The sequence below is a fragment of the Salinicola rhizosphaerae genome (genome assembly GCF_014652715.1).
GTDB lineage: Bacteria > Pseudomonadota > Gammaproteobacteria > Pseudomonadales > Halomonadaceae > Salinicola > Salinicola rhizosphaerae.
In genome coordinates this window covers 33,805-54,875 of the sequence record NZ_BMZI01000001.1, presented here as the reverse complement: position 1 = coordinate 54,875, position 21,071 = coordinate 33,805, and the positions used below count along the sequence as shown (strand labels likewise).

20 protein-coding genes are annotated in these 21,071 nt (G+C 63.3%); 8 read left to right on the top strand and 12 right to left on the bottom strand.

The window, feature by feature from the left end:
• Nucleotides 1-9: 9 nt before the first annotated feature.
• Complete coding sequence (locus IE125_RS00210; RefSeq protein ID WP_189442591.1) at nt 10-894, top strand: S66 peptidase family protein; 885 nt, start codon at nt 10-12, stop codon at nt 892-894.
• Nucleotides 895-907: 13 nt separating this feature from the next.
• Here the strand turns inward: IE125_RS00210 and fadA are convergent, their stop codons facing one another.
• Both fadA and fadB read right to left on the bottom strand, forming a co-directional pair.
• A complete protein-coding gene (fadA, locus tag IE125_RS00205; RefSeq protein ID WP_189442590.1) occupies nt 908-2,083 on the bottom strand; it encodes an acetyl-CoA C-acyltransferase FadA in 1,176 nt (391 codons plus the stop codon).
• 26 nt (nt 2,084-2,109) lie between these two features.
• Nucleotides 2,110-4,296 (bottom strand): fatty acid oxidation complex subunit alpha FadB, encoded by a 2,187-nt coding sequence (fadB, locus tag IE125_RS00200; RefSeq protein ID WP_189442589.1) that lies wholly within the window; start codon nt 4,294-4,296, stop codon nt 2,110-2,112.
• A gap of 287 nt (nt 4,297-4,583) precedes the next feature.
• On the opposite strand from fadB, the gene IE125_RS00195 reads away from it, so the two are divergent.
• Nucleotides 4,584-5,726, top strand: coding sequence for a DUF5924 family protein (locus tag IE125_RS00195; protein ID WP_189442588.1), 1,143 nt, complete (start codon nt 4,584-4,586; stop codon nt 5,724-5,726).
• Nucleotides 5,727-5,849: 123 nt separating this feature from the next.
• Nucleotides 5,850-6,302: a transcriptional regulator SlyA gene (slyA, locus tag IE125_RS00190; RefSeq protein ID WP_189442587.1), complete on the top strand. Its 453-nt coding sequence runs from the start codon at nt 5,850-5,852 to the stop codon at nt 6,300-6,302.
• A 100-nt stretch (nt 6,303-6,402) separates the two neighbouring features.
• Here slyA and IE125_RS00185 read toward each other — a convergent pair whose 3' ends face one another.
• On the bottom strand, nt 6,403-6,948 hold the full coding sequence (locus tag IE125_RS00185; RefSeq protein WP_189442586.1) for a preprotein translocase subunit YajC: 546 nt from the start codon (nt 6,946-6,948) through the stop codon (nt 6,403-6,405).
• A gap of 225 nt (nt 6,949-7,173) precedes the next feature.
• Here IE125_RS00185 and IE125_RS00180 point away from each other — a divergent pair, with 225 nt between their 5' ends.
• Nucleotides 7,174-7,629, top strand: coding sequence for a universal stress protein (locus tag IE125_RS00180; protein ID WP_189442585.1), 456 nt, complete (start codon nt 7,174-7,176; stop codon nt 7,627-7,629).
• Between the two features lie 141 nt (nt 7,630-7,770).
• Here IE125_RS00180 and IE125_RS00175 read toward each other — a convergent pair whose 3' ends face one another.
• Nucleotides 7,771-9,705 carry an ATP-binding cassette domain-containing protein gene (locus IE125_RS00175; RefSeq protein ID WP_189442584.1) on the bottom strand — a complete coding sequence of 645 codons (1,935 nt, stop codon included), beginning with the start codon at nt 9,703-9,705 and terminating at the stop codon, nt 7,771-7,773.
• Nucleotides 9,706-9,854: 149 nt separating this feature from the next.
• Between IE125_RS00175 and IE125_RS00170 the strand changes: the two genes are divergently transcribed.
• Nucleotides 9,855-10,754 carry a TatD family hydrolase gene (locus IE125_RS00170; RefSeq protein ID WP_189442583.1) on the top strand — a complete coding sequence of 300 codons (900 nt, stop codon included), beginning with the start codon at nt 9,855-9,857 and terminating at the stop codon, nt 10,752-10,754.
• Entirely contained in the window at nt 10,751-11,233 is a 483-nt protein-coding gene (locus IE125_RS00165; RefSeq protein WP_189442582.1) for a hypothetical protein, read from the top strand. Before IE125_RS00170 ends, IE125_RS00165 begins: the two co-directional genes overlap by 4 nt.
• 48 nt (nt 11,234-11,281) lie before the next feature.
• Here IE125_RS00165 and IE125_RS00160 read toward each other — a convergent pair whose 3' ends face one another.
• A complete protein-coding gene (locus IE125_RS00160; protein ID WP_189442581.1) occupies nt 11,282-11,839 on the bottom strand; it encodes an elongation factor P hydroxylase in 558 nt (185 codons plus the stop codon).
• 151 nt (nt 11,840-11,990) lie between these two features.
• On the opposite strand from IE125_RS00160, the gene IE125_RS00155 reads away from it, so the two are divergent.
• Together IE125_RS00155 and IE125_RS00150 are read left to right on the top strand one after the other, a co-directional pair.
• Nucleotides 11,991-13,454 carry an MATE family efflux transporter gene (locus tag IE125_RS00155; protein WP_229808845.1) on the top strand — a complete coding sequence of 488 codons (1,464 nt, stop codon included), beginning with the start codon at nt 11,991-11,993 and terminating at the stop codon, nt 13,452-13,454.
• A 206-nt stretch (nt 13,455-13,660) separates the two neighbouring features.
• Entirely contained in the window at nt 13,661-14,359 is a 699-nt protein-coding gene (locus tag IE125_RS00150) for a hypothetical protein (RefSeq protein ID WP_189442580.1), read from the top strand.
• 175 nt (nt 14,360-14,534) lie between these two features.
• Here IE125_RS00150 and tusA read toward each other — a convergent pair whose 3' ends face one another.
• The 7 genes from tusA to kdsA all read right to left on the bottom strand — a co-directional run bounded on the left by tusA (nt 14,535) and on the right by kdsA (nt 21,013).
• On the bottom strand, nt 14,535-14,777 hold the full coding sequence (gene tusA, locus IE125_RS00145) for a sulfurtransferase TusA (RefSeq protein ID WP_189442579.1): 243 nt from the start codon (nt 14,775-14,777) through the stop codon (nt 14,535-14,537).
• A gap of 152 nt (nt 14,778-14,929) precedes the next feature.
• Nucleotides 14,930-16,000 (bottom strand): 23S rRNA (cytidine(2498)-2'-O)-methyltransferase RlmM, encoded by a 1,071-nt coding sequence (gene rlmM, locus IE125_RS00140; protein WP_229808844.1) that lies wholly within the window; start codon nt 15,998-16,000, stop codon nt 14,930-14,932.
• Between the two features lie 216 nt (nt 16,001-16,216).
• On the bottom strand, nt 16,217-17,488 hold the full coding sequence (locus IE125_RS00135) for a type II toxin-antitoxin system HipA family toxin (RefSeq protein ID WP_229808843.1): 1,272 nt from the start codon (nt 17,486-17,488) through the stop codon (nt 16,217-16,219).
• Nucleotides 17,478-17,792 carry a helix-turn-helix transcriptional regulator gene (locus IE125_RS00130; protein WP_189442576.1) on the bottom strand — a complete coding sequence of 105 codons (315 nt, stop codon included), beginning with the start codon at nt 17,790-17,792 and terminating at the stop codon, nt 17,478-17,480. Before IE125_RS00130 ends, IE125_RS00135 begins: the two co-directional genes overlap by 11 nt.
• 228 nt (nt 17,793-18,020) lie before the next feature.
• Nucleotides 18,021-18,569 (bottom strand): hypothetical protein, encoded by a 549-nt coding sequence (locus IE125_RS00125; protein WP_189442575.1) that lies wholly within the window; start codon nt 18,567-18,569, stop codon nt 18,021-18,023.
• Nucleotides 18,570-19,123: 554 nt separating this feature from the next.
• The gene (locus tag IE125_RS00120; protein WP_189442574.1) at nt 19,124-20,140 is read right to left on the bottom strand and encodes a phytanoyl-CoA dioxygenase family protein; all 1,017 of its coding nucleotides are present in this window, start codon (nt 20,138-20,140) and stop codon (nt 19,124-19,126) included.
• A 48-nt stretch (nt 20,141-20,188) separates the two neighbouring features.
• Nucleotides 20,189-21,013, bottom strand: coding sequence for a 3-deoxy-8-phosphooctulonate synthase (gene kdsA / locus IE125_RS00115; protein ID WP_189443146.1), 825 nt, complete (start codon nt 21,011-21,013; stop codon nt 20,189-20,191).
• Nucleotides 21,014-21,071: the final 58 nt, after the last annotated feature.

Below are 21,071 nucleotides of genomic sequence, written 5' to 3'. Positions count from 1 at the left end.
CGGACGCCCATGTCATTGACCTTCAGCTTGATCGCCCCTGCCTCGTTCACCGATCCCGCCGTGCTCGATCGCGCGGTCGGACCGCTTCGTGAATTCGGCTTCGACGTCAAATTTCCCCATACCCTTCAAGCACCGGTGCGCTATCTGGCCGGCGATACGGCGCATCGACTCGAGTCGCTCTACGCCGCCTACGCTGATCCGGAAACGGACGCCGTCTGGGCCGTGAGAGGCGGCTACGGCTGCGCGCATCTGGCGACCGAGATCGACTGGACGCGACTGCCATCGAAGCCGCTGATCGGTTACTCGGATCTCAGCGTGCTGCTGGACCAGTGCCATCGGCACGGCCTGCCGGCCATTCACGGCCCGGTGATGAAGGAGGGGATCAAGCTCGGCTCGGACGAGGCCCGGACGCGTGACGCAGCGGAACGCGACCTGAATGCGCTGCGCGGCTGGCTGAATGGGGAGGCACCCGCACCGATTGCGCTGACACCGGTGGCGAGAGCGCCCGAAGGCGTCATCGAGGGGCCGCTGGTCGGCGGCAATCTGGCGACGTTTGCCAGCGTCGTCGGCACGCCACTGGCGTTTCGGGCGCCCCCCGGTGCCATCGTGATTCTCGAAGACGTCGGCGAGCCTTACTATCGCCTGGAACGCGATCTCTGGCAGCTGGTTCACTCCGGCGCGCTCGATGACGCCGCCGCCATCTGCCTCGGCACCTTCGAGAACTGCACGCCCTACGGCGACCTCAAGATCGAAACGATCTTCGACACCTGGCTCGCGCCGCGCGACGTGCCGCTCTATACCGGTTTGCCCATCGGCCACGGCCGCGACAACCTGCCGTGGCGCTACGGCAGCGCCGCCCGCATTGTCGATGGTCAGCTGCGATTTTCGAACTAGGCAGCGAGGCGGCTCACAGGCGCTCGAAGACCGTGGCCACGCCCTGCCCCATGCCGATGCACATCGTCGCCAGTCCGAGCTGCGTATCGTTCCGGCGCATGACGTTGAGCAGCGTGGTGCAGATCCGCGCCCCGGAGCAGCCCAGCGGGTGCCCCAACGCGATGGCACCACCGTGCAGGTTGACCGCCTCGTCCAGCCGGTCGAGCAGGCCCAGATCCTTGAGTACGGGAATCGACTGGGCAGCGAACGCCTCGTTGAGTTCGACCGTCTGGATGTCGCCGACCTTGAGCCCCGCTTTCTCGAGCGCTTTCTGCGACGCCGGCACCGGGCCGTAGCCCATGATCGAGGCGTCGCAGCCAGCGACCCCGGTCGAGACCACCTTGGCCAGGGGCTTGAGCCCCAGCGACTTGGCGCGCTCGTAGCTCATGACCATCAGCGCCGAGGCGCCCACCGACAACGCGGATGAACTCGCCGCGGTCACCGTGCCGTTCTTGGGATCGAATACCGGCTTGAGCGCCGCCATCTGTTCGAGACTGGCATCCTCGCGCACCACCTCGTCATGTTTGATCAGCGCGGCGCGATCAACGCTATCGTGGCCCGCAACCGGCACGATCTCGTTGTCGAAATAACCGAGGCGGTTGGCGTCGCTGGCGCGGCGGTGAGAGCGCAGCGCAAACTCGTCCTGCTGCTCGCGGGTGACGTTGTGCATCTTGCCGAGCAGTTCCGCCGTCAGCCCCATCATCATGGCGGCCTTGGCGGCGTGCTTGCTGGCCGCCGGGTTGACGTCGACCCCGTGAGTCATCGGCACGTGCTCCATGTGCTCGACACCGCCGATCAGATAGCAATCGCCCATGTCCGCGCGAATGTTCGCCACCGCGATGTGCAGCGCACTCATGGAAGAGCCGCAGAGACGGTTCACGGTCTGCGCCGGCACGCTGCGCGGAATGCCGGTCAGGATGGCGGCGTTACGCGCGATATTCATCGACTGTTCCAGGGTCTGGTTGACGCAGCCCCAGATGATGTCGTCGACGCCTGCCGGGTCCAGCCCCGCGTTGCGGGTGAACAGCGCCTGCATCACGGCGGCCGACAGGTTTTCGGCGCGCACGTGACGGAACGCGCCATTCTTGGCTTTGGCCATGGGCGAGCGAACGGCATCGACCACCACGGCATCTCTAGCATGCAAACTCATTGACGTGACTCCGATCGGTGGAAGATTCAGGCGCTGGGGTTGTCATCGGAAGGGACATTATCATCCGGATAGAAGCGCTCGCCGCGTTCGGCCATCGCTTTCAGCCGCTCGGTCGGTGCGTAGAGCGCCCCCAGCTCCCCGGCGAGGCGTTCGGCCAGCGCGACGAACGCCGCCGTGCCCATCGCGTCGATGTAGCGCAGTGCGCCGCCGCGAAACGGCGGGAAGCCGATGCCGTAGATCAGCGCCATGTCCGCCTCGGCCGGCGTGCCGACGATACCGTCTTCCAGGCAGCGCACCGTTTCCAGGCAGAGCGGGACCATCAGCCGCGCGACGATCTCGTCATCGGCCAACTCGCGCGACTCGCGCACGACGCTCTCGACCAGTCGATGCGCCTCGTCGTCATGCTGCTTGACCGGTTTGCCCTTCTTGTCTTCGGTGTAGGTATAGAAGCCCTTGCCGTTCTTCTGGCCCAGGCGTTCGCTGTCAAACATCAGCTCGATCGCCGACTTGCCCTCGTGCGCCATGCGATCCGGGAAGCCCTCGGCCATCACGTGGCTGGCGTGCACTGCCGTGTCGATGCCGACCACATCCAGCAGATAGGCCGGGCCCATCGGCCAGCCGAAACGCTCCATGAGCTTGTCGACTCGCTCGAAGTCCGCGCCATGTTCGACCAGGCCACTGAAGCCGCCGAAATAGGGAAATAGGATACGGTTGACGAGAAAGCCCGGGCAGTCGTTGACCACGATCGGCGTCTTGCCCATCTGACGCGCGTAGGCGACCGTCGCCGCCACCGCCGTGTCGGAGGTCTTGCTGCCCCGGATGACCTCGACCAACGGCATGCGATGTACCGGATTGAAAAAGTGCATGCCGCAGAAGTTTTCCGGTCGGGAAAGGTCGGCCGCCAGCCGGTCGATGGAGATCGTCGAGGTATTGGACGCCAGCACCGCCCGCTCCCCGACCGTGGACTCGACTTCCTTGAGCACGGCGGCCTTGATCTTCGGATTTTCGACCACCGCCTCGACCACAAGATCGACGTGGCCGAAATCGCCGTAGGAGAGCGTCGGACGGATATTGCCCAGCACCTCGGCGAGCTTTTCCTGGCTCAGCTTGCCCCGTTCGAGCTGTTTGACCAGCAGCTTGCGCGCCTCCTTCAGCCCCAGCTCGATGGCTTCTTCGCGGATGTCCTTCATCAGAATCGGCGTGCCTTTATAGGCGCTCTGATAGGCGATACCGCCGCCCATGATGCCCGCCCCCAGCACCGCTGCCTGCTCGATGGGATCGACCTCCCGCGCGTAACCCTTGGCCTTTTTCTTCACCGCCTGGTCATTGAGAAATAGGCCCACCAGGTTGTAGCAGACATCCGTCTTGGCAAGCTTCGCGAACGCCCGGGCCTCGATCGCCTGCGCCCGCTCCCGACCTTCGCCTGCGCCCTTCTGGATGACGCGAATCGCCTCGACCGGCGCGGGATAGTGCGGCCCCGCCTTGCCGGCCACATATCCCTTGGCCGTCTCGAACGCCATCATCTGCTCGACCGGGTTGAGCTTGAGTGGCGAGCCTTTCTCGACGCGACGGGCGCGATAATCGAAATCGCCGGCGTTGGCCTTGTCGATGAGGTCCCGCGCGGCGGCAGCCAGCGCCTCGAGCGGCACGACGGCATCCACCGCCCCGACCTTCAGCGCCGTGGCAGCATCGTTCTGCGTGCCGCCGCAGATCCATTCGATGGCGTTGTCGGCACCGATCAGGCGCGGCAGGCGCACACAGCCGCCCCATCCCGGCACGATGCCAAGCTTGGTCTCCGGCAGGCCGATCTGCGCCGAATCGGCCATGACACGAAAATCGGTGGTCAGGCTCAGTTCGCAGCCGCCGCCCAGCGCCAGACCGTTGAGCGCCGTGACGGTCGGGAACGGGAGATCTTCGAGACGGTTGAACAGCGCATGAACCCGCTGGTTCATCTCGACCAGGAACGCCTCGTCCTTGGCGAACATGGCGTGGAATTCGGTGATGTCCGCGCCGACGATGAAGGCTTCCTTGGCACTCACGACAATCAACCCCTTGAGCCCCTGCGCCTTCTCGATCTCGCCAACGGCTTCCGTGAGCTCAGCGATTACACCCGACGATAGCTTGTTGACCGATTCCGCCTTGAGATCGAGCGTCAGCACGGCAATCTCGCCCTGCTGACGCTCGACGTGAATGGCATCGCCTTGGTAGAGCATGGAAGTCTCCATCAACGAGAGAATCTTGGAAAGTCGCTCACCGCGACTGCCGCCGCGAATCATACGAGCGTTTGAACACGCCTCAGCTTGGGCTGTCGGCCCGTGAGCGTCAAGCTACACCTTGGTCGCTGGTACACCATCGGAAACGGATAGATAGCAAAGAGGATGAATGTCATGGCAACGCCACGCAGCCCGAGGCCGGCGGAGCTAGAATACTCATCATAAGCGGTCTGATCCGACTGACGTTTTACGTACCCTTTTCAAGGAAATTGGCTGGAGTCGATTCGTTGACGACACAAGAGACAACGCTGCCGGCGCGGCTGGCGTGGATAGAGAGAATCATCGCGCGGGTGCGCCCCTATCTCTGGCTCTGGCCACCGATCGCCTTCGTGCTCGGGCTGCTGGGGTTCTTTCTGGTCAACCGCCAGCAGTGGCTCGGCGCGGTACTGGCGGTGGGCCTGCTGCTGACCTGGGTGCTGCTGATCGCGGAGAGCCTGGTCAGCAAGTGGCTGTCCCGCCAGGGACGCGACTCCGGCCTGCCGCGCGCCGTCGCTACGTTCATCGCCCAGATGGTGCACCAGGAGACGCTGTTCTTCTCGTTGCCCTTCTTCCTGGCGACGACGATCTGGACGAGCGGCCAGGCGCTGTTCACCGGCCTGCTCATCGTCTGTGCGATTCTGGCGATTCTCGACCCGCTCTACTTCGGACTCTCCAACCGGCACCGCTGGCTCTACTTCCTGCTGCACGCGCTGTGCATGTTCGTCGTCATGCTGGTAACGCTACCGATCATGCTCAGCCTGACCACCGGGCAGAGTCTGCTGCTCTCCATTCTGGCGATGATGTTCTTCAGCCTGCCTAGCGTCATCGGCCTGCTCAGGCCCTCCGGGCTCGTCCGTTGGCTCGCCATGATCGGCTTGCTGGTCGTGCTCGGCGGTACCGCCTGGATAGGACGCACCTGGATTCCGCCGGCGACGCTATGGCTTTCCGGTAGCGCCCTGTCGCCGGCGTTCGACACACAGGCGCGCACGCCCAGCGGCAGAATGACGCTGACGCCGCAGCAGCTGACCTCACGCGGGCTCTACGTCTATACCGCGATCCGCGCGCCTCGTGGCCTGCGCGAAAAGATCTACCACGTCTGGCGACATGACGGCGAGGCCGTCGAGCGCATCGCCCTGATCATCCACGGCGGGCGCGATCAAGGTTATCGAGCGTGGACGCACAAGCAGAACTTCTCCGGCGACGTTGCCGGGCGCTGGCAGGTCGACGTCATGACCGCCACCGGCCAGCGGATCGGCAGCGTGCGATTCACCGTCGCCAAGGGCGACGACGCTACCGTCGCCGATGGCCACATTCATCGTCCGCCCGGCATTCCCGGCTGGAACATCCGCCACCTCCTCGGCGAAATGCGCCAGGGAGACGAGGGAGATTGACGTCTCATACCGATTTTCCTCGGACAATGGTCTCGGAACCCCGAATCAGCGGTTCGAATAACTTGCATTATCCTGCGGCCCTTTGGAGAATGGTTAGGACGTTCACGATTCAGGTAATCCGCTATGGGACAACATATCGGCTTTAAACTGGCACGCCTGCCGCGACTTTGGCGCGCTGTCATCGATGAACGCCTGGCGCCGCTGGGTTTGACCCAGACTCGTTGGGTGACACTCTGGAACCTTCGCAACATGGGCGGCGGCCAGGCCCAGTGCGATCTTGCGCGGGCCATTGGCGTCGAAGCGCCATCGCTGGTGCGCACGCTCGATCAGCTCGCCGAGCAGAACCTGATCGAACGCCGGCCGTGCGCCGACGATCGCCGCACCAAGCGACTGTTCCTGACTGAAGAGGCAACGCCTCTGCTCGCGCAGATCGAGGCGATCGTCAATGAAGTGCGCGACGAGATGCTGGCAGGGCTATCGCAGGAAGAGGTCGATCTCTTCGAAAGCTTTATCGATCGGATCGAGGCCAACGGCCTCAACCTTCAGCGTCAGTCCGAGCAGGCCAAGGCGAGCTGACCGACACCCGATTTCCCCCCGTATCGGCGATGTCCACTCCCCAGGGACGGGGATTGGCGGGCCATCCATAGCTTGTCTCCCGAGACCAGGCACTTCCGCTTCAGGGCGGACTTCCCGGCACTTTCAGCACGTCGCCGCTACCGGCCATTCGATCCCGCATGGCCATCCAACTTGCCCATTCCTGCTCGAACGTCTCGAGCGACGCCCGCTCCTGCCACCAGACGCACAGCGTATGCTGACGCGACTCCACGACCAGCGCGTCCTCGGGTAACGAATCCAGCCATGCCTCGAACGCCTGTAGTCGGTCGGCATCGAGCCTGGGTAGCGGCGCGCGCCGCCAGCGCCACTGCGGCGTGATCGACTCGAGCGCATCGCTCGCCACGACATCGCGTACGGCCACGAAATCGCTGCCGGTCTGCTTTCCCGGATAGCGCAGCCGATAGCCGACCAGGCTCACATCGGGCAGCGCCAATGGCGAACTCGCCGCGCTGCCACTGGCCGAGTGGCTGTAGTTCAGCTCCCCGCCTTGCTGTTTGGCGTGTTGGCGCAGTCGGCTGCGCAACGACTCGCCGCGGCTGGGGCGTAGCCAGACCATCGGCGACAGCACGAGCAGCACTGCCAGCAGAAGAAATCCCAATATCGCCATCGAATATCCTGGTTGCCCGATTGAATGCCGCGTGCGCTTCCAGGCGCGGCGTTTGCGACCAAGGTCTTAGTCGAGCGCGCCATATTACGCCCCGCCAGCCGTTGCGTCGTGCCACTTCATCGCGGATGATCGGCGTGCGGCAGCGTACCGCAGCCGGAGCGTTGTGACTTCACCGCGGCGCGCCTAAAGTTATCGATGTCACTTGTTCGACAGAGGGCCTTCCCGATGAGCAACGAATACCACCACGTCCTGGTTGCCGTGGACCTGACCAAGGATTCGCACAAGGTTCTGGAGCGTGCCATTCCGATTTCTCGCCGCAACCAGGCCAAGCTCTCGATCATCCATACCCTGGAGCCGCTGGGCTTCGCCTACGGCGGCGACATCCCCATGGACTTGACCAGCATTCAGGACCAGCTCGACGAACACGCCACGCAGCGCCTGGCCGACATCGCCGACCCCTACGACATTCCGCGCGAGGACCAGCACATCGTCGTCGGCATGCCGGATACCGAGATCCAGCGCTTTGCCAAGGAGAAGGACGTCGACCTGATCGTTGTCGGCTCCCACGGTCGCCACGGTTTCGCGCTCTTGCTCGGCTCCACCTCGACCGGCGTGCTGCACGGCGCTGAGTGCGACGTTCTAGCGGTGCGTGTCGGCAAGGATGGCGAAACCGAAGAGTAAAGCCAGACAGTCGGCTCGACGCTGCTTCCTTTGCCCAATAACGAAACCGCCAACATCGCTGTTGGCGGTTTCGTCGTTTTCGGTGGATCAGGATGGACCTGACCGAGCGCAGACAGTGTCACCGCCGTGAGCGCTTAACCCTTAGCCCTCAGCCTGCGCCTCCAGCTCCACCCACCGCTCCATCGCCTGATCGAGCTCGGCTTGCACCTTCGCCAGGGCGTCGAGCGTGGCCGTCACCTGGGTGCTCTCCTGCTGGTAGAAATCCGGCTCGCTCATCCGGGTTTCGAACTCGGCGATCTTCGTCTCGAGCGCTTCGATGGTCGCGGGTAGCGCATCGAGTTCGCGCTGCAGCTTGTAGGAGAGCTTCTGACGGCGCTTGTCACCGCCGCCCGCGGCGGGAGCGCTTTCAGGCTTCTGCTGCGCGGCAGCCTCCTGTTCCTGCTGCTTGCGTTCGGCCTTGCGCGCCTCTGCCACTTCCCACGGCGCCGGTGGCAGCTTGCCACCCTGGCGTATCCAGTCGGTGTAGCCGCCGACATAGTCCCGCACGATGCCATCGCCCTCGAACGCCAGCACCCCGGTGACGACGTTGTCCATGAACGCACGATCGTGCGAGACCAGCAGCAGCGTGCCTTCGAAGTCGAGCAGCAGCTCCTCGAGCAGTTCCAGCGTCTCCACATCGAGATCGTTGGTCGGCTCGTCGAGCACCAGCACGTTCGCCGGCTGGGTGAACAGCTTGGCAAGCAGCAGGCGGTTGGATTCTCCGCCGGAGAGCGCCTTCACCGGCTGACGCGCGCGTTCCGGCGTGAACAGGAAATCCTGCAGATAGCTGATGACGTGTTTATCTTTGCCGGCAACCGTGACCTTGTCGCTGCCCTGCGCCACGTTGTCGTAGACGGTCTTGTCGAGCTCGAGCCCGGCCCGGAGCTGGTCGAAATAGGCCACCGATAGATTGGTGCCGAGCCGGACCGCCCCCTCGTCCGGCGTCAGCTCGCCGAGCAGAATCTTCAGAAGCGTGGTCTTGCCGGCGCCGTTGCGTCCGATCATGCCGATACGGTCGCCGCGCTGAATCTCGAGCGAGAGATCGCGAATGATCGGCTCACCATCGTAGTACTGACTGACCTCGGTCAGCTCCACCACGCGCTTCCCGCTGCGCTCGCCGCTGTCGACCTGGAAGGAGGCCTTGCCCTGGCGCTCGCGGCGCTGCGAGCGCTCGCCGCGCATTTTCTCCAGCGCACGCACGCGGCCCTCGTTGCGGGTACGCCGTGCCTTGATGCCCTGGCGAATCCACGCCTCTTCCTGCGCCAGCTTCTTGTCGAACTCGGCACGTTCGCGCGCTTCCACCTCGAGCTCGTGTGCCTTCTGTGCCTGATAGGTCGCGTAGTCGCCGGGGTAGCGGCCGAGCCGCCCGCGGTCGAGCTCCAGGATCGCCGTTGCCAGCCGAGAGAGAAACGCGCGGTCGTGAGTGATGAACAGCACCGCACCGTCGAACGCCAGCAGCTGCTCCTCGAGCCAGGTGATGGTGTCGATGTCCAGATGGTTGGTCGGCTCGTCGAGCAGCAGGAGATCCGGCCCGGAAACCATCGCCCGGGCCAGTGCGACGCGACGCCGCCAGCCGCCGGAGAGGCTGCTCATCAGCGTATCGGCCGGCAGACCGAGGCGCGTCAGCACGGTGTCGATGCGCTGATGAAACGACCAGCCATCGAGCGCCTCGAGCCGCGTCTGCAGCGATTCGAGGCGGCGCATGTCCGGCGCCTCCTGGGCGATCAGGCGATGATACTCCGCCAGCAGCGCGCCGGTTTCCGGCAGGCCCTGGGCGACGACCTCGAAGATGGTCGCCTCGTCGGCATCGGGCAGCGTCTGCTCCAGCACGCCAATCTTGAGCCCCGGCGCGCGCCAAAGCTGGCCATCATCGGCCTGGTTCTCGCCCGAGATCAGCTTGAGCAGGGTCGACTTGCCGGTACCGTTACGCCCGACCAGCGCCAGGCGCTCTCCCTTTTCGATGACCAGATCGGCGCCATCGAGCAGCACATGATGCCCGTAGGCGAGTTGCAGTTGTTCCAGTCTTAGCAGCGCCACGGGTTACCTCGTCGTGGGTGAGTCGTTCCAATCACACCATTGTACTCGCTGGCGTCTGAGCACCGAAACGCTCCGGCTGCACCAGGCTGCTTTCCGCCTTACAATGGCGCCTTTTCGTCTCATCACCTTTGCCAGTCAAGGAATGCCGCTTGAGCGACACACCGCAAGAAAACGCGTTGCTGCCCGAGGCGCTGCGCTTCCAGTCACCGGCGCCATTGGTGGACATCGGCGCCAACCTGACTCACGAAAGTTTCGGTCGCGATCTAGAAGCGACGCTCGAGCGCGCCCAGGCCGCCAACGTCACCGCGCTCATCGTCACCGGCGCCGATCTCGAGGGTGCCCGGCACGCCGCGGCGCTGGCCGAACGCCATGCGCCGCTCTACGCCACCGCCGGCGTCCATCCGCATCACGCCAGCGCATGGAACGCCGAGATGGAAGCCGCGATGCTTGAGCTGCAGCGTCAGCCGAGGGTCGTCGCCGTCGGCGAGTGCGGGCTCGACTTCAATCGCAACTTCTCCGCGCCGCGCGATCAGGAGCGGGCGTTCGAGGCACAGCTGGCGCTCGCCGTGGAGTCCGGCCTACCGCTTTTCCTGCACGAGCGCGATGCCGGCAAGCGCATGCTGGAGATGCTGCGCGAGTGGCGCGATCATCTGAGCGACGCCGTCGTCCACTGCTTCACCGGTGAGCGCAAGACGCTGCACGGCTATCTCGATCTCGATCTCCACATCGGCCAGACCGGCTGGCTGTGCGACGAGCGTCGCGGGCACCATCTACGCGAATTCGTCGCCGATATTCCGGCGGACCGGCTGATGGTCGAGACCGACTGCCCCTACCTGCTGCCGCGTAACCTGCCGGCCAAACTCAAGGGACGCCGACACGAACCGGCTCTGCTACCTTGGATAGTGAAGGAACTGGCGCATTGGCGCGGCGAGAGCGAGGCCGAGCTGGCCCGGCGGACGACGCAAACGGCGCGACGTTTCTTCCGCCTGGACAACGTCCCCGATACGGGACGCCCCGGTAGCGCGCCGACAGGAGGTGCCAGCGCATGACACAGTTTCCCGGATTCATCGCCGTCGAGACCGGCGAAGACAACTCGCTGCCGCTGGCCATCGCCTGGGCGCTGCCGGACGGTCAGATCAAGCACACGCTGATCCAGCCCGATGAAGAGTGGCTCAACGACGAGTTGCTCTCGCTGAACGGCTACGATCTCGACGAGCTACGCCACCTCGGCGTCAGCCCGCTGGATGTGCTGCGCGAGCTGGAGGACGACCACTTCAACGAGACGCTCTACACCGCCGGCGTGCAGGATGACGAAGCGGCGCTGTCGTTGCTGTTCAACGATTTCGGCGTCGACCCGTTCGTCGAGCTGGCGCCAGCAGACCGGCTCTATCCGACGCTCGATGCCGGCGAATGGGCGCGAGCGCGCAACGAGCTGTTCGGTGAGATGGGGCTGGAGCCCCTGCGACCGGAGCATGAAGTGCAGGTGATGCTCTATCTGCATCAGCGCCTGACCGACGGGGGCGAATGACGCTCCGCCAGCGAGCGCCAGCGGGAAAGCGTCGATGCCGGTGAGAGATCAGAGCGCGACGGGCTCTGCGAGGCACTCGCGCCCGCGCGCAATCGCCGCCTCTCGACTCGCTCCCTCTCCATAGAACGCCGAAAGCGTAGCGATGAATGCCGCTGCCCGGCGCGGTGGCGTCTCGCTTCGGTAGCGCGCCGCCCGCGCCGCGACCTTGGCGGCAAAGGCGTGGCGATCCACCGCGACGCCGTCGAGATTGTCCACGCTGACCTGGAACGGCTTGCCGCACGCTTCGCTGAAAAGACTTTCCAGTGCCTGAGGCGCCACCTCGACCCGCTCGAATTCCGCCTGGCGCAGGCCATCGCGGCCATCCGGTTCATACCAGTAGCCGTAGTCTTCGAGCTCTCGTCGCGCCGCACCGGCAATGCACCAGTGGCTCACTTCATGCAGCGCGCTGGCGAAGAAGCCATGCGCGAAGACGATGCGATGGTGCGGCGAGGTCTCGTCCGCCGGCAGATAGATCGGCTCGTCTTCACCGCGCACCAGCCGTGTCCGGAAAGGTTCGGCGAAGACGCCGTCGAACAGCGTCATCAGGTCGTCGATATCGTGGGCCATCGAATCTCCTTGCCTACGGGTGCCCGTCATATCGGGTCGGCCGCAGTATACGCAAGTCTCATCCCGGGCGCCGAGCCAGCATCCAGCGAGCCTGATACACTCGCCGGCCTGCGCTGTTCGATATCCTGTCCACGCGGTCAAGGAGCCCTGCTTGCCACCGTCCTTCTCTCACTGGTTGCCCCGCTGTCGGCGTGAAACGGCGAGTCTGCTGCGCCTGACGCTGCCCATCTGCGGCGCGCAGCTCGCGCAGTCCGGCATGAGCGCGGCGGACGTGATCATGTCCGGCCGCGCCAGCGCAACGGATCTTGCCGCCGTCTCCGTCGGCGCCAGTCTCTGGGTACCGCTGATGCTGCTGATGACCGGCACGCTGATGGGCATCACCCCGCTCGTCGCGCATCGGGTGGGCGCCGGGCGGCACGACCAGGTTCCGGGCAAGGTGCATCAGGCACTGTGGGTGGCGCTGGTCTTCGGTCTCGCCAGCGCCCTGCTGCTGAGCGTCGGCTCCCGCGCGGTATTCACGTGGATGGAGATTCCCGACGACGTCGCCGCGCTCGCGCTCGACTATCTCGGCGCCGTGGCCTTCGGCATTCCCGCGGTCGCGTTCTACCAGGCGCTGCGAGGCTTTTCCGATGGCATGCACCACACCCGCCCCTCGCTCTGGATGAGCCTTTTAGGCCTCGGCTTCAACATTCCCAGCAACTACGTGCTGATCTACGGCGGGCCCGGGCTGGTCGCGCTGTTCGGGGATAGTCTGCCCTCGGCCCTGCAATCGCTCCCGGCGCTCGGCGCACTCGGCTGCGGCATCGCCACCGCGATCTCGATGTGGGCGATGTGTCTCGGTATGGCGCTCTACACCCGGCGCAGCCGCGCCTACGCGCCGGTGACACTGTGGCAGCGGCCAACGCCGCCGCACTGGCGAGAGATCGGCGAGCTGCTCTATATCGGCCTGCCGATCGGCCTGGCGATCTTCTTCGAGGTGACGCTGTTCACCGTCATCACGCTGCTCGTGGCCTATCTCGGCGAGGTCACCGTCGCAGCGCACCAGATCGCGCTCAACGTCACCTCGATCCTGTTCATGCTGCCGCTCTCGCTGAGCATGGCGCTGACGGTGCGGGTCAGCAACCGGCTCGGCGCCGGCGACCCGGTGGAGGCACGCTTCGTGGCCTGGAACGGGGTCGGCATCGGCCTGCTGCTGGCGATCTTCAACAGCCTCGCGATCTGGCTGCTCGCCGGGCCTATCGTTTCGGTCTACACCGGCAACGATGCGGTCCGTTCGCTGGCCCTTTCGCTGATTCTGCTCGCCATGCTGTTCCAGATTTCCGACTCGCTGCAGGTCAATCTTGCCGGCGCCCTGCGCGGCTACAAGGACACCCGCGTGGTCATGGGCATCACGCTGATCTCTTACTGGCTCGTCGGGCTCGGCGTGGGTCACTGCCTCGGGCGCGGCCTTGACGGGCTGTTCGACGCCCTCGGCATCTACGGCTACTGGATCGGGCTCAATGCCGGACTCACCTGCGCCGCGGGGCTTCTCGGGTGGCGTCTTCATGTTCGGGGTGAAAGAAACGTCCGCCGAGCCCGCCAGGCCGGCACACAGGGCACGGACGCCGCCAGCTGAGGCAAGAGTGCCGCCGGGTGCAACACACGCCGCAGGCGGCAGCGAGACGCCTGTCGGTACCGGCCGGATCACGCAAGGCAAGGAGGGATCGAAGATATTCGTCTTCGACGGGCGACAAGGGCTTAACAGCGGATTCCCGGCTGTGCTAATACTGGCCTTGCAAGACAGTGGCTCAAGCTGACGTAACGCCGACCTGGAGGGTAGCCATGGGTATCCCACTTTCCCCTCGCTCCGCGCAGATCATCGATCTGGAGACCATGAGGCATCGGCTGAGGGCCAGAAAACGCCTGGTGCGCCTCTCCCCCGAACTCGACGGGCTGGAGATGCTCTACTATCTCGCCTCCGACCCCGACACGCTCTACGGCATGCCGCTGCTGGCGTGGGGCCTGCGGGAGGACAACGAAGTCGTCGGTCTGGTGCCCTGGATGGCCTCGCTGGCGCCCTGCCACGAACTCGACGATCCGGAACATGGCCACTTCGTCGGCTACCGCGATCCTGAAACCCACGAGATCTTTCACGACGCCCCCGATCACAAGGCCGCCGAGCTCGAACACGCCGCGGCCTACTTCGACTACGAAGAGACCAACGACATCTCGCTGACCCAGCAGTTACCGGAAACCCAGGGCACCCACGCACTGTGCATGGATGACGACGGGCGCCCGTGGCAGCTCAAGCAGATCTACGCCTGGCACCTTTACAGCAACGGCGAGATCGACGCCATGCTGGTCGACGACAAGCGGGTCGAGTCGCTACCCGTGCTGGCCGGCGACGACTGCCTCTATCCGGGCCGCAGCCGCCACCAGACGCTCTATTTCTTCCAGCGCAACATCGCCAACCGCATCCGCAACGAAGACCCGGAGACGCTCGAAGCGCTGGCGCTGATGGTCATGCCGGACAACGAGTGAGCGATAATCACTGAGCTCTACAACATACTCACGATCTAGCGAGCTAGGTCTGGGCAAGGCAAACACAGGCGAGGACGGGATCGGACTAGCGCACCAGTTTACAGATTGTAAATGAGCAGTCCGAGCCTGTTTTTAACGCAGCACAGCCGACGCGCAGCAGATCGTGACCGGGGTCTCAGGCGCCGAGCCTGATCAGGTAGACATACTCATCCCCTTCCTGGGTCTGGTCGATCAGCTCATGGCCCAGGAAGCTACAGAACTTGGGAATGTCTCGCGTCGTCGCCGGGTCGGTGGCGACTACTTCGAGCGTCTCGCCCGCCGCCATGTCCCGCACCTTGTTGTGCATCATCATGATCGGTTCCGGGCAGTAGAGCCCGCGCGTATCCAGCGTTGCCGTCGCGTGATTGTCGTTGCTCATGGGTTGCCTCCCTGTCCGTCATTCACTGTGGTCTATTCCATTCTTCTCACCGCGCGTACGTGCCGTCCAGCGCTGCGCTTAAGCTTTCCAGCGCTTCGCTTAAGCTGTCCAGCGCTTCGCTCATGCTGGCCGGCGCCACGCTCAGCCGCCGATCACACATCGAGCTGGACGTGAACGGTGACCTCTTCGCGATCATGGTAGAGATGGCGACAGGCAATGTGCGCCGAGACGTCGTTGGCGGCCAGCGTCTGCTCCAGCCGGGCGAGACAGCGGCTCACCTCCTGCCAGCGCCGCTTCATCGGCAGCTTCAGATTGAAGACGGCCTCGCGGCACCAGCGTTTGACCAGCCAACGCTCGACCATATCGATCACCCGCATCGGCTTGTCGACGATATCGCAGACGAGCCAGTCCAGCCGGTACGGCGGCTCCCACACGAATCCGTCTTCTTTCAAGTGCTCGACCTGACCGGTCGCCATCAGCCCCTTGTCCATCGGACCGTTGTCGATGGCATAGACGAACATGCCCTTGCGCACCAACTGATAGGTCCAGCCGCCCGGCGCCGCGCCAAGATCGACCGCCTGCATACCGTCGGACAGTCTCAACGGCCATGCATCACGCGGAATGAACGTGTGCCAGGCCTCCTCGAGCTTGAGCGTCGAGCGGCTCGGCGCATCGTGAGGGTGGCGCAGCCGCAGCACGCCCCCCGGATGCTCGCTGCGATTGCCGGGAAAGCTGATACCGACCTGCACTTCATCGCCGGCCAGCCAATAGAGATGCAGGCGCCGCCCGCCCGCCTTGCGGCGCAGCGCCCCGGCGCGTTTGAGCGCGCTCTCCAGCGGCCGGCTGAGCGACTTCGCCAAACGCCCCAGGCTCTTGCCTTCGTTGGTATCCGGCGTCTCGTGCCAGACGGATTCGAAGCTCCAGCCGCTCGCCTCGACCAGCGCCGCGATGGCCGACAGACGATCTTCCCGGTCCAGGCTCAGCGGCGCGAACGCCACCAGCGACTGGCGCGCGAACACCAGACCGCCCAACGGAAGCGCACGATGAATGGCGTTGGCGGGTTCGTCATCTGCCGTGCGCCAGCGCACGAAGCCGCTGTTCGGCGCCGCCGCCGCCACCTCGCCCTCTTCGCCAATCAACGCGGCGCGGTCAGCGATCTCCGCCGCCAGATCGGCCTCGAAGCCGGCTCGACAATACAGCAGCCATTCGCAGGGGCGATTCACGCGGGTCTCTTGATTCACTCGTGGCTCTCGATTCACAGGGCTTGTCGTTCGTTCAGACATTTCATCCGCTCAGGCCGATCCTTCGCTCGCGGCTTTCCGATTCACACGGGGAGCTTGAGCATCACCGACCGAAAACGCAAAGCGCGACACGATATCACGCTGTGCCGTTTCTCGCGGCATCGGCAATGGCTCGCGAGCGGCGGGATGCAGGCCGCCTTATTCGATACGCCACTCCGGCGAAAGCCGAGCCCAATGCTCACGCAGAAATCGCTGGTGCGTATCCAGCATGGGGCTTTCTGCCAGCAGCCGCGGCCAGCGATCTCGCGCCCGTTCCATCGTGGCCTCCAGTGCCGCGCGCACCGCTGGCCACGGCGTTCCCACCGCCTGGCTCCAACCCTGAAAATCCTGCCAGCCAAGTTCGTACCAACGTTTGCTGCCATTCAGGTTGAGCGCGATTTCCTGCTCATCTCGCAACCAGGCTTGTGTAAACAAGATATCGTAGGCGGGTGACAGCTCGGGCGCCCGACCATCTCGATAGATCAGGCTCCAGTTCTTCAAGTGCGCATCACCGTTGCCCAACAGGATATTGACCAGCAGCCGACAGGCTAACGCCTGCACGGCGCTCAATCCGTCCTTGGCGTAACCTCGCAATATTCGCCCCAACTGCTCGTAATTGGCTTGCTCGTATTTCTGCTGGGGATAGCAGAACAGCACCTGAGCCATATCTTCGACATGAATTCTGCGGCCATCGGCTCGATCGTAACGCTTGATCGCATAGACCTGCTGCTCATCGAATAGAGAGGCATCGGGCAGCGCAATGTCAGGCACGGCATCCAGCTGCGATAGCGGAATCAGGCGAATTTCGGGAATCTCGATGCCCGCCGCTTGCGCCAAGCGCATCGTAGCGTATTCATTGGCCGGTACGCCGCGATGGCGTGTCGAAGGTGTTTTAACGATCCAGTCGCCGAGCTCATTGGCGTGACCAAAATGGAAGCGGCCTTCCCGCTCGCGGACCGAGAACTTCATTTGAACACCCGCCAACGAGAAACCGGCCCCGGTTCTCGATGCATTCACGATCGGTACGATGCTGGTGCGATAATCGAGAACATGCGCAGGCACGTCTTCCGGAAGCATCGGTTCGGCCATCACCGCGCCCGGCAAGTCACCCCCCAACTGAGCCAGAAGCGGAAACTCGTTATCCGGGTGCACTTTCAACGACTGAGCTAGCCAATCTCTCAACGCACCCTCAGGCAGGAGATTGGAGAGCCAGGGGTGCAATCGCTGTTGACGCATCCATGGCTTGGCCAACACCGCCTCGGCGCGAGGAAAACCGGCACCCGCCGTCAGCGTCAACGTCTCGCGGTCAGGATCGCTCCGCCACGACTCGTCGAACACCAGCACGTTGCGTCCGCCCCGGTATCCTGCCAGGTGCCCGAAGGGCCTGCCAGCGAGATGCAGCCGCAGTACGGAGACCGGCTCACTTTTCATCGCCGCCATCCCCAAGCAGACCACGCCAGGGGTCTTCGTCCGCAGAGGGTGGCTCGATCCCCGGACCCGAGGCCGTCAACAGCTCGCGAATGGCATCGCATTTTTCTCGCGGTATCAGCATGAGTTCGGCGTTCACACCCTCCGCTACGAGCATCAAGGTACTCAAGCGGGGATTGCCCGCGCTTTCCAGCCGCTGATATTGCTGGCGGGTCATGCCAATCCGGAACTGCATATCCTGCTGCGTTAGCTTGAGCGCTTTACGCCTTTGCTTGATCTGCTCAATGAGCGGCAATGTCAGAGCCATCGATCCATCCCGGTTTTTGAATAGCGAACGATAGCAACAAATATGGCGCTTTTTCGTCACCAAGGCAACTTTTATGCTGCGTCATCACGATGACTACCGATCGATCGGGTGGGCCGGCCTGTGGTCCAAAGATAGGAGAAACGCGTGAGAAACACGCGTAATGGAAGCCTCTCCGAGGGAACGACGCGGCAGCCGGCGCGTCGCCCCATCAGCGACAACCGACGTCCGTCAGCCGAGAAAGCGATTCAAGCGACCGATGCGATAGATGTCATGAAGGTAGACATCCAGCCGGGCAACGACATGCGTCAGCAGCAGAATCAGCACCAGTAGCAACAGCACGACGACGTGATCGTTCATCCATGCGAACGCCTCGCCGGGCACCTCATAAGCCACCGTGTACAGGCTGAGGCCGCCGAGGAACATCGCGAGCAGGCAATCGATCAATACCACGACCAGCAACGGCTGACGCCAATTGTGCGTTACGGGGCGACCTATCCAGCCTGGATAGCGAATCCGGATCTCGTTCTCCACCACCACACTCCGGCGACGCCGCAAAAGCGGCTGCGGATTGCGGGAAAGCGCCTCGTCCTCCATCGCCGCAGCCACGACACGCGCCGGAAACGCCGCCTTGAGTCTAGCGAAAGCGCTCTTCCCGCCATCCTGCGCCAAACTCTCATCGTCCTGAAAATTCTGCGCGTAGTAGATGTCGTAAACCTGATACACCGCAAACGCCACACCGACGAAGATCGCCGTCAACACCGCCACCGTCTGCATCACTGCCTGCCACCTCGCGACTCGAACCTCAGTTATCGCAACCCACCTTCCGGCATTTGCCACTGCCAGGCCGCGACGGAGATCGAAGCGTATCGCTTAGACGATAGACAGACAATTGATTGGATGGCTGTGATTTTGGTAGGAGAGAGCTCTGCTCGCGAACCCTGTGCGCCAAACCACCATGCCTTGGATCACCGCACGCCCTGCTCACGGTTGGATGGCCCTAATTGGTAGGAGCGAGCTCTGCTCGCGAACCCTGTGCACCAAACCACCATGCCTTGGGTCGCCACACGCTCTGCTCACGGTTGGATGGCCCTAATTGGTAGGAGAGAGCTCTGCTCGCGAATCCCCTGCTCCAAACCACCATACCGCTAGTCACCGCACGCGTTGCTCACGGTTGGATGGCCCTATCATTGGTAGGAGCTAGCTCTGCTCGCGATGAGAGTGGCGAACGCTCTCAACCTTATCGCCAAACAAAAGAGCCTTCCCGGTGCCGGGATCCAAACCCGGTCGTGGAAGGCTCTAAAGATTAGCCAGCGCCTGCGCGCCAGCCACACTTAAATGCGTTTTTGATCAATCACATGCCAGGAGGCCTGAGAATTCCGCTTGGCAGCACGCTCGTCTTCCCGAATCCGCATGCGCTGAAAGACGCGATACTGCAACCGATTGAAATAGCCGAAACCGAGGCCCGGCAAAGGCGAGAACGGATTGGTTCGTGCCATACCCCATAGCGCCAGACGCGAACTCCCCGGCTCCGCATGGCCGCGAGCGTGCACCCCGAACGTATTGGCGATCAGCAGCGTGTTCGCCTTGACCTCGAACGCTTGAATACCGGAATGCCCCAACCGCTGCGCCTCTTCTTCACTGACGCGGAAAGAACCTCGCGCGGTGTACCGGTTGGCGTGCGCCTTTGCCTTCAGGCTCATCTCGTACTCCCACTTCAGGCGCTCCCGATGCGGGCGGTTGGAGCCAGGGACGAACACGAACGGACCATTGCGCGCCGTCACGTCTTCCAGATAGAGCCAGAACTTCATCGTCGGCTGGAACGTATCGACGTGAAGGTGCTTCTGCGGATCGGTCTTGTCGCCATCGGCGCGGCCGCCGTTATGCACGTTCTCGATATGACAGATCGGCAGACGTGCGTGCCCTGCGCAATAACGAAACAGGCGCTTCAATGCAGGGTCTTCCAACACCGCCTGCACTTCGGGAATCTGACTCAATACCTCCGGCGCCAACAAGATCCGGTGCGTCAGCGTATCGCCCTGCCAGCACTGGCGAATCTCGCCCTCGTACTCGCGCGCGGCTTTCACCAATGCCTGGAACCGCGCCTCGGGCAGATAACCGTCTTTCTGCACGTAACCGTTACGCTGAAAAGACGCCCGATCCGCTTTCGGCACGCCCGGTGCGAACAACGCCATGCGAAACCGCGAGATCCAGTACGCCGACCAAACCCGTGCGGCATGAAGGCCATAGCGGTTCAATCGTTCACTGCCAATCAAGGGATTGGCCTTAAAGGATTTGGCGCCGGTGAAGAGTTCGCCAAGCCAGACTGGATATTGGAATACGCGTTTCATACTGGCCTCGGTTCCGGTGTCACAGTGCAGAAGTTAGTATCGAATTGGTTAGTTGATTTGAATAGATGGCAGGCTTTTAACCGTATCATCGATCGCTTTAATGTGAGTCAGGAACGGCTCGAGCAGATGCAGCGGCAGCGCGCTCGGGCCATCACACTTGGCGTTATCGGGATCGGGGTGCGCTTCCAGGAATAGGCCGGCCAACCCTGTCGCCATGCCAGCGCTAGCCAGCTCGACGACCTGCTGCCGTCGGCCACCCGACGCGGCACCGCCCGGATCGCGCTGCTGCAGCGCGTGGGTCACGTCGAAGATGATCGGCAAATCGCCGGAAACCTTTTTCATGACACCAAAGCCCAGCATATCGACCACGAGGTTGTCGTAACCGAAACAAGTCCCCCGGTCGCACAGCATCAACTGCGAGTTGCCCGCCTCGTTGAACTTCTCGACGATGTTCAGCATTTGTGCCGGGCTCAGGAACTGCGGCTTCTTGATATTGATCGGCTTGCCGGTCTTGGCCATGGCAACGACCAGATCCGTCTGTCGCGCCAGGAAGGCGGGCAACTGGATGATATCCGCCACTTCCGCCACTGGCGCGGCCTGCCACGTTTCGTGGACATCGGTAATGACGGGAACGCCGAATTCGGACTTGATGGCTTCAAATATCTTCAGCCCTTCCTCCATCCCTGGACCACGATAGGAATGAATAGAAGAGCGATTGGCCTTGTCGAAGCTCGCCTTGAACACATAGGGGATGGAGAGCTTGTTGGTGACCTCGACGTAATGCTCACAGGCCTTCAGCGCCATATCGCGGGATTCGAGAACGTTGATGCCGCCGAACAGGGTGAAGGGTGAATGGTTGTTCAACCCTTTCATGTCGAAAATATTACTCACTGGAGATTCCTATAAAGAAAAATTGCGCCATCGCCGGCTC

Bases quoted from the DNA above. Each gene is read 5' to 3' on its own strand.
- IE125_RS00210 (WP_189442591.1), top strand. From the start codon at position 10: ATGTCATTGACCTTCAGCTTGATCGCCCCTGCCTCGTTCACCGATCCC.
- fadA (WP_189442590.1), bottom strand. From the start codon at position 2,083: ATGAGTTTGCATGCTAGAGATGCCGTGGTGGTCGATGCCGTTCGCTCG.
- fadB (WP_189442589.1), bottom strand. From the start codon at position 4,296: ATGCTCTACCAAGGCGATGCCATTCACGTCGAGCGTCAGCAGGGCGAG.
- slyA (WP_189442587.1), top strand. From the start codon at position 5,850: ATGGGACAACATATCGGCTTTAAACTGGCACGCCTGCCGCGACTTTGG.
- IE125_RS00185 (WP_189442586.1), bottom strand. From the start codon at position 6,948: ATGGCGATATTGGGATTTCTTCTGCTGGCAGTGCTGCTCGTGCTGTCG.
- IE125_RS00180 (WP_189442585.1), top strand. From the start codon at position 7,174: ATGAGCAACGAATACCACCACGTCCTGGTTGCCGTGGACCTGACCAAG.
- IE125_RS00165 (WP_189442582.1), top strand. From the start codon at position 10,751: ATGACACAGTTTCCCGGATTCATCGCCGTCGAGACCGGCGAAGACAAC.
- IE125_RS00160 (WP_189442581.1), bottom strand. From the start codon at position 11,839: ATGGCCCACGATATCGACGACCTGATGACGCTGTTCGACGGCGTCTTC.
- IE125_RS00150 (WP_189442580.1), top strand. From the start codon at position 13,661: ATGGGTATCCCACTTTCCCCTCGCTCCGCGCAGATCATCGATCTGGAG.
- tusA (WP_189442579.1), bottom strand. From the start codon at position 14,777: ATGAGCAACGACAATCACGCGACGGCAACGCTGGATACGCGCGGGCTC.
- IE125_RS00135 (WP_229808843.1), bottom strand. From the start codon at position 17,488: ATGAAAAGTGAGCCGGTCTCCGTACTGCGGCTGCATCTCGCTGGCAGG.
- IE125_RS00130 (WP_189442576.1), bottom strand. From the start codon at position 17,792: ATGGCTCTGACATTGCCGCTCATTGAGCAGATCAAGCAAAGGCGTAAA.
- IE125_RS00120 (WP_189442574.1), bottom strand. From the start codon at position 20,140: ATGAAACGCGTATTCCAATATCCAGTCTGGCTTGGCGAACTCTTCACC.
- kdsA (WP_189443146.1), bottom strand. From the start codon at position 21,013: ATGAAAGGGTTGAACAACCATTCACCCTTCACCCTGTTCGGCGGCATC.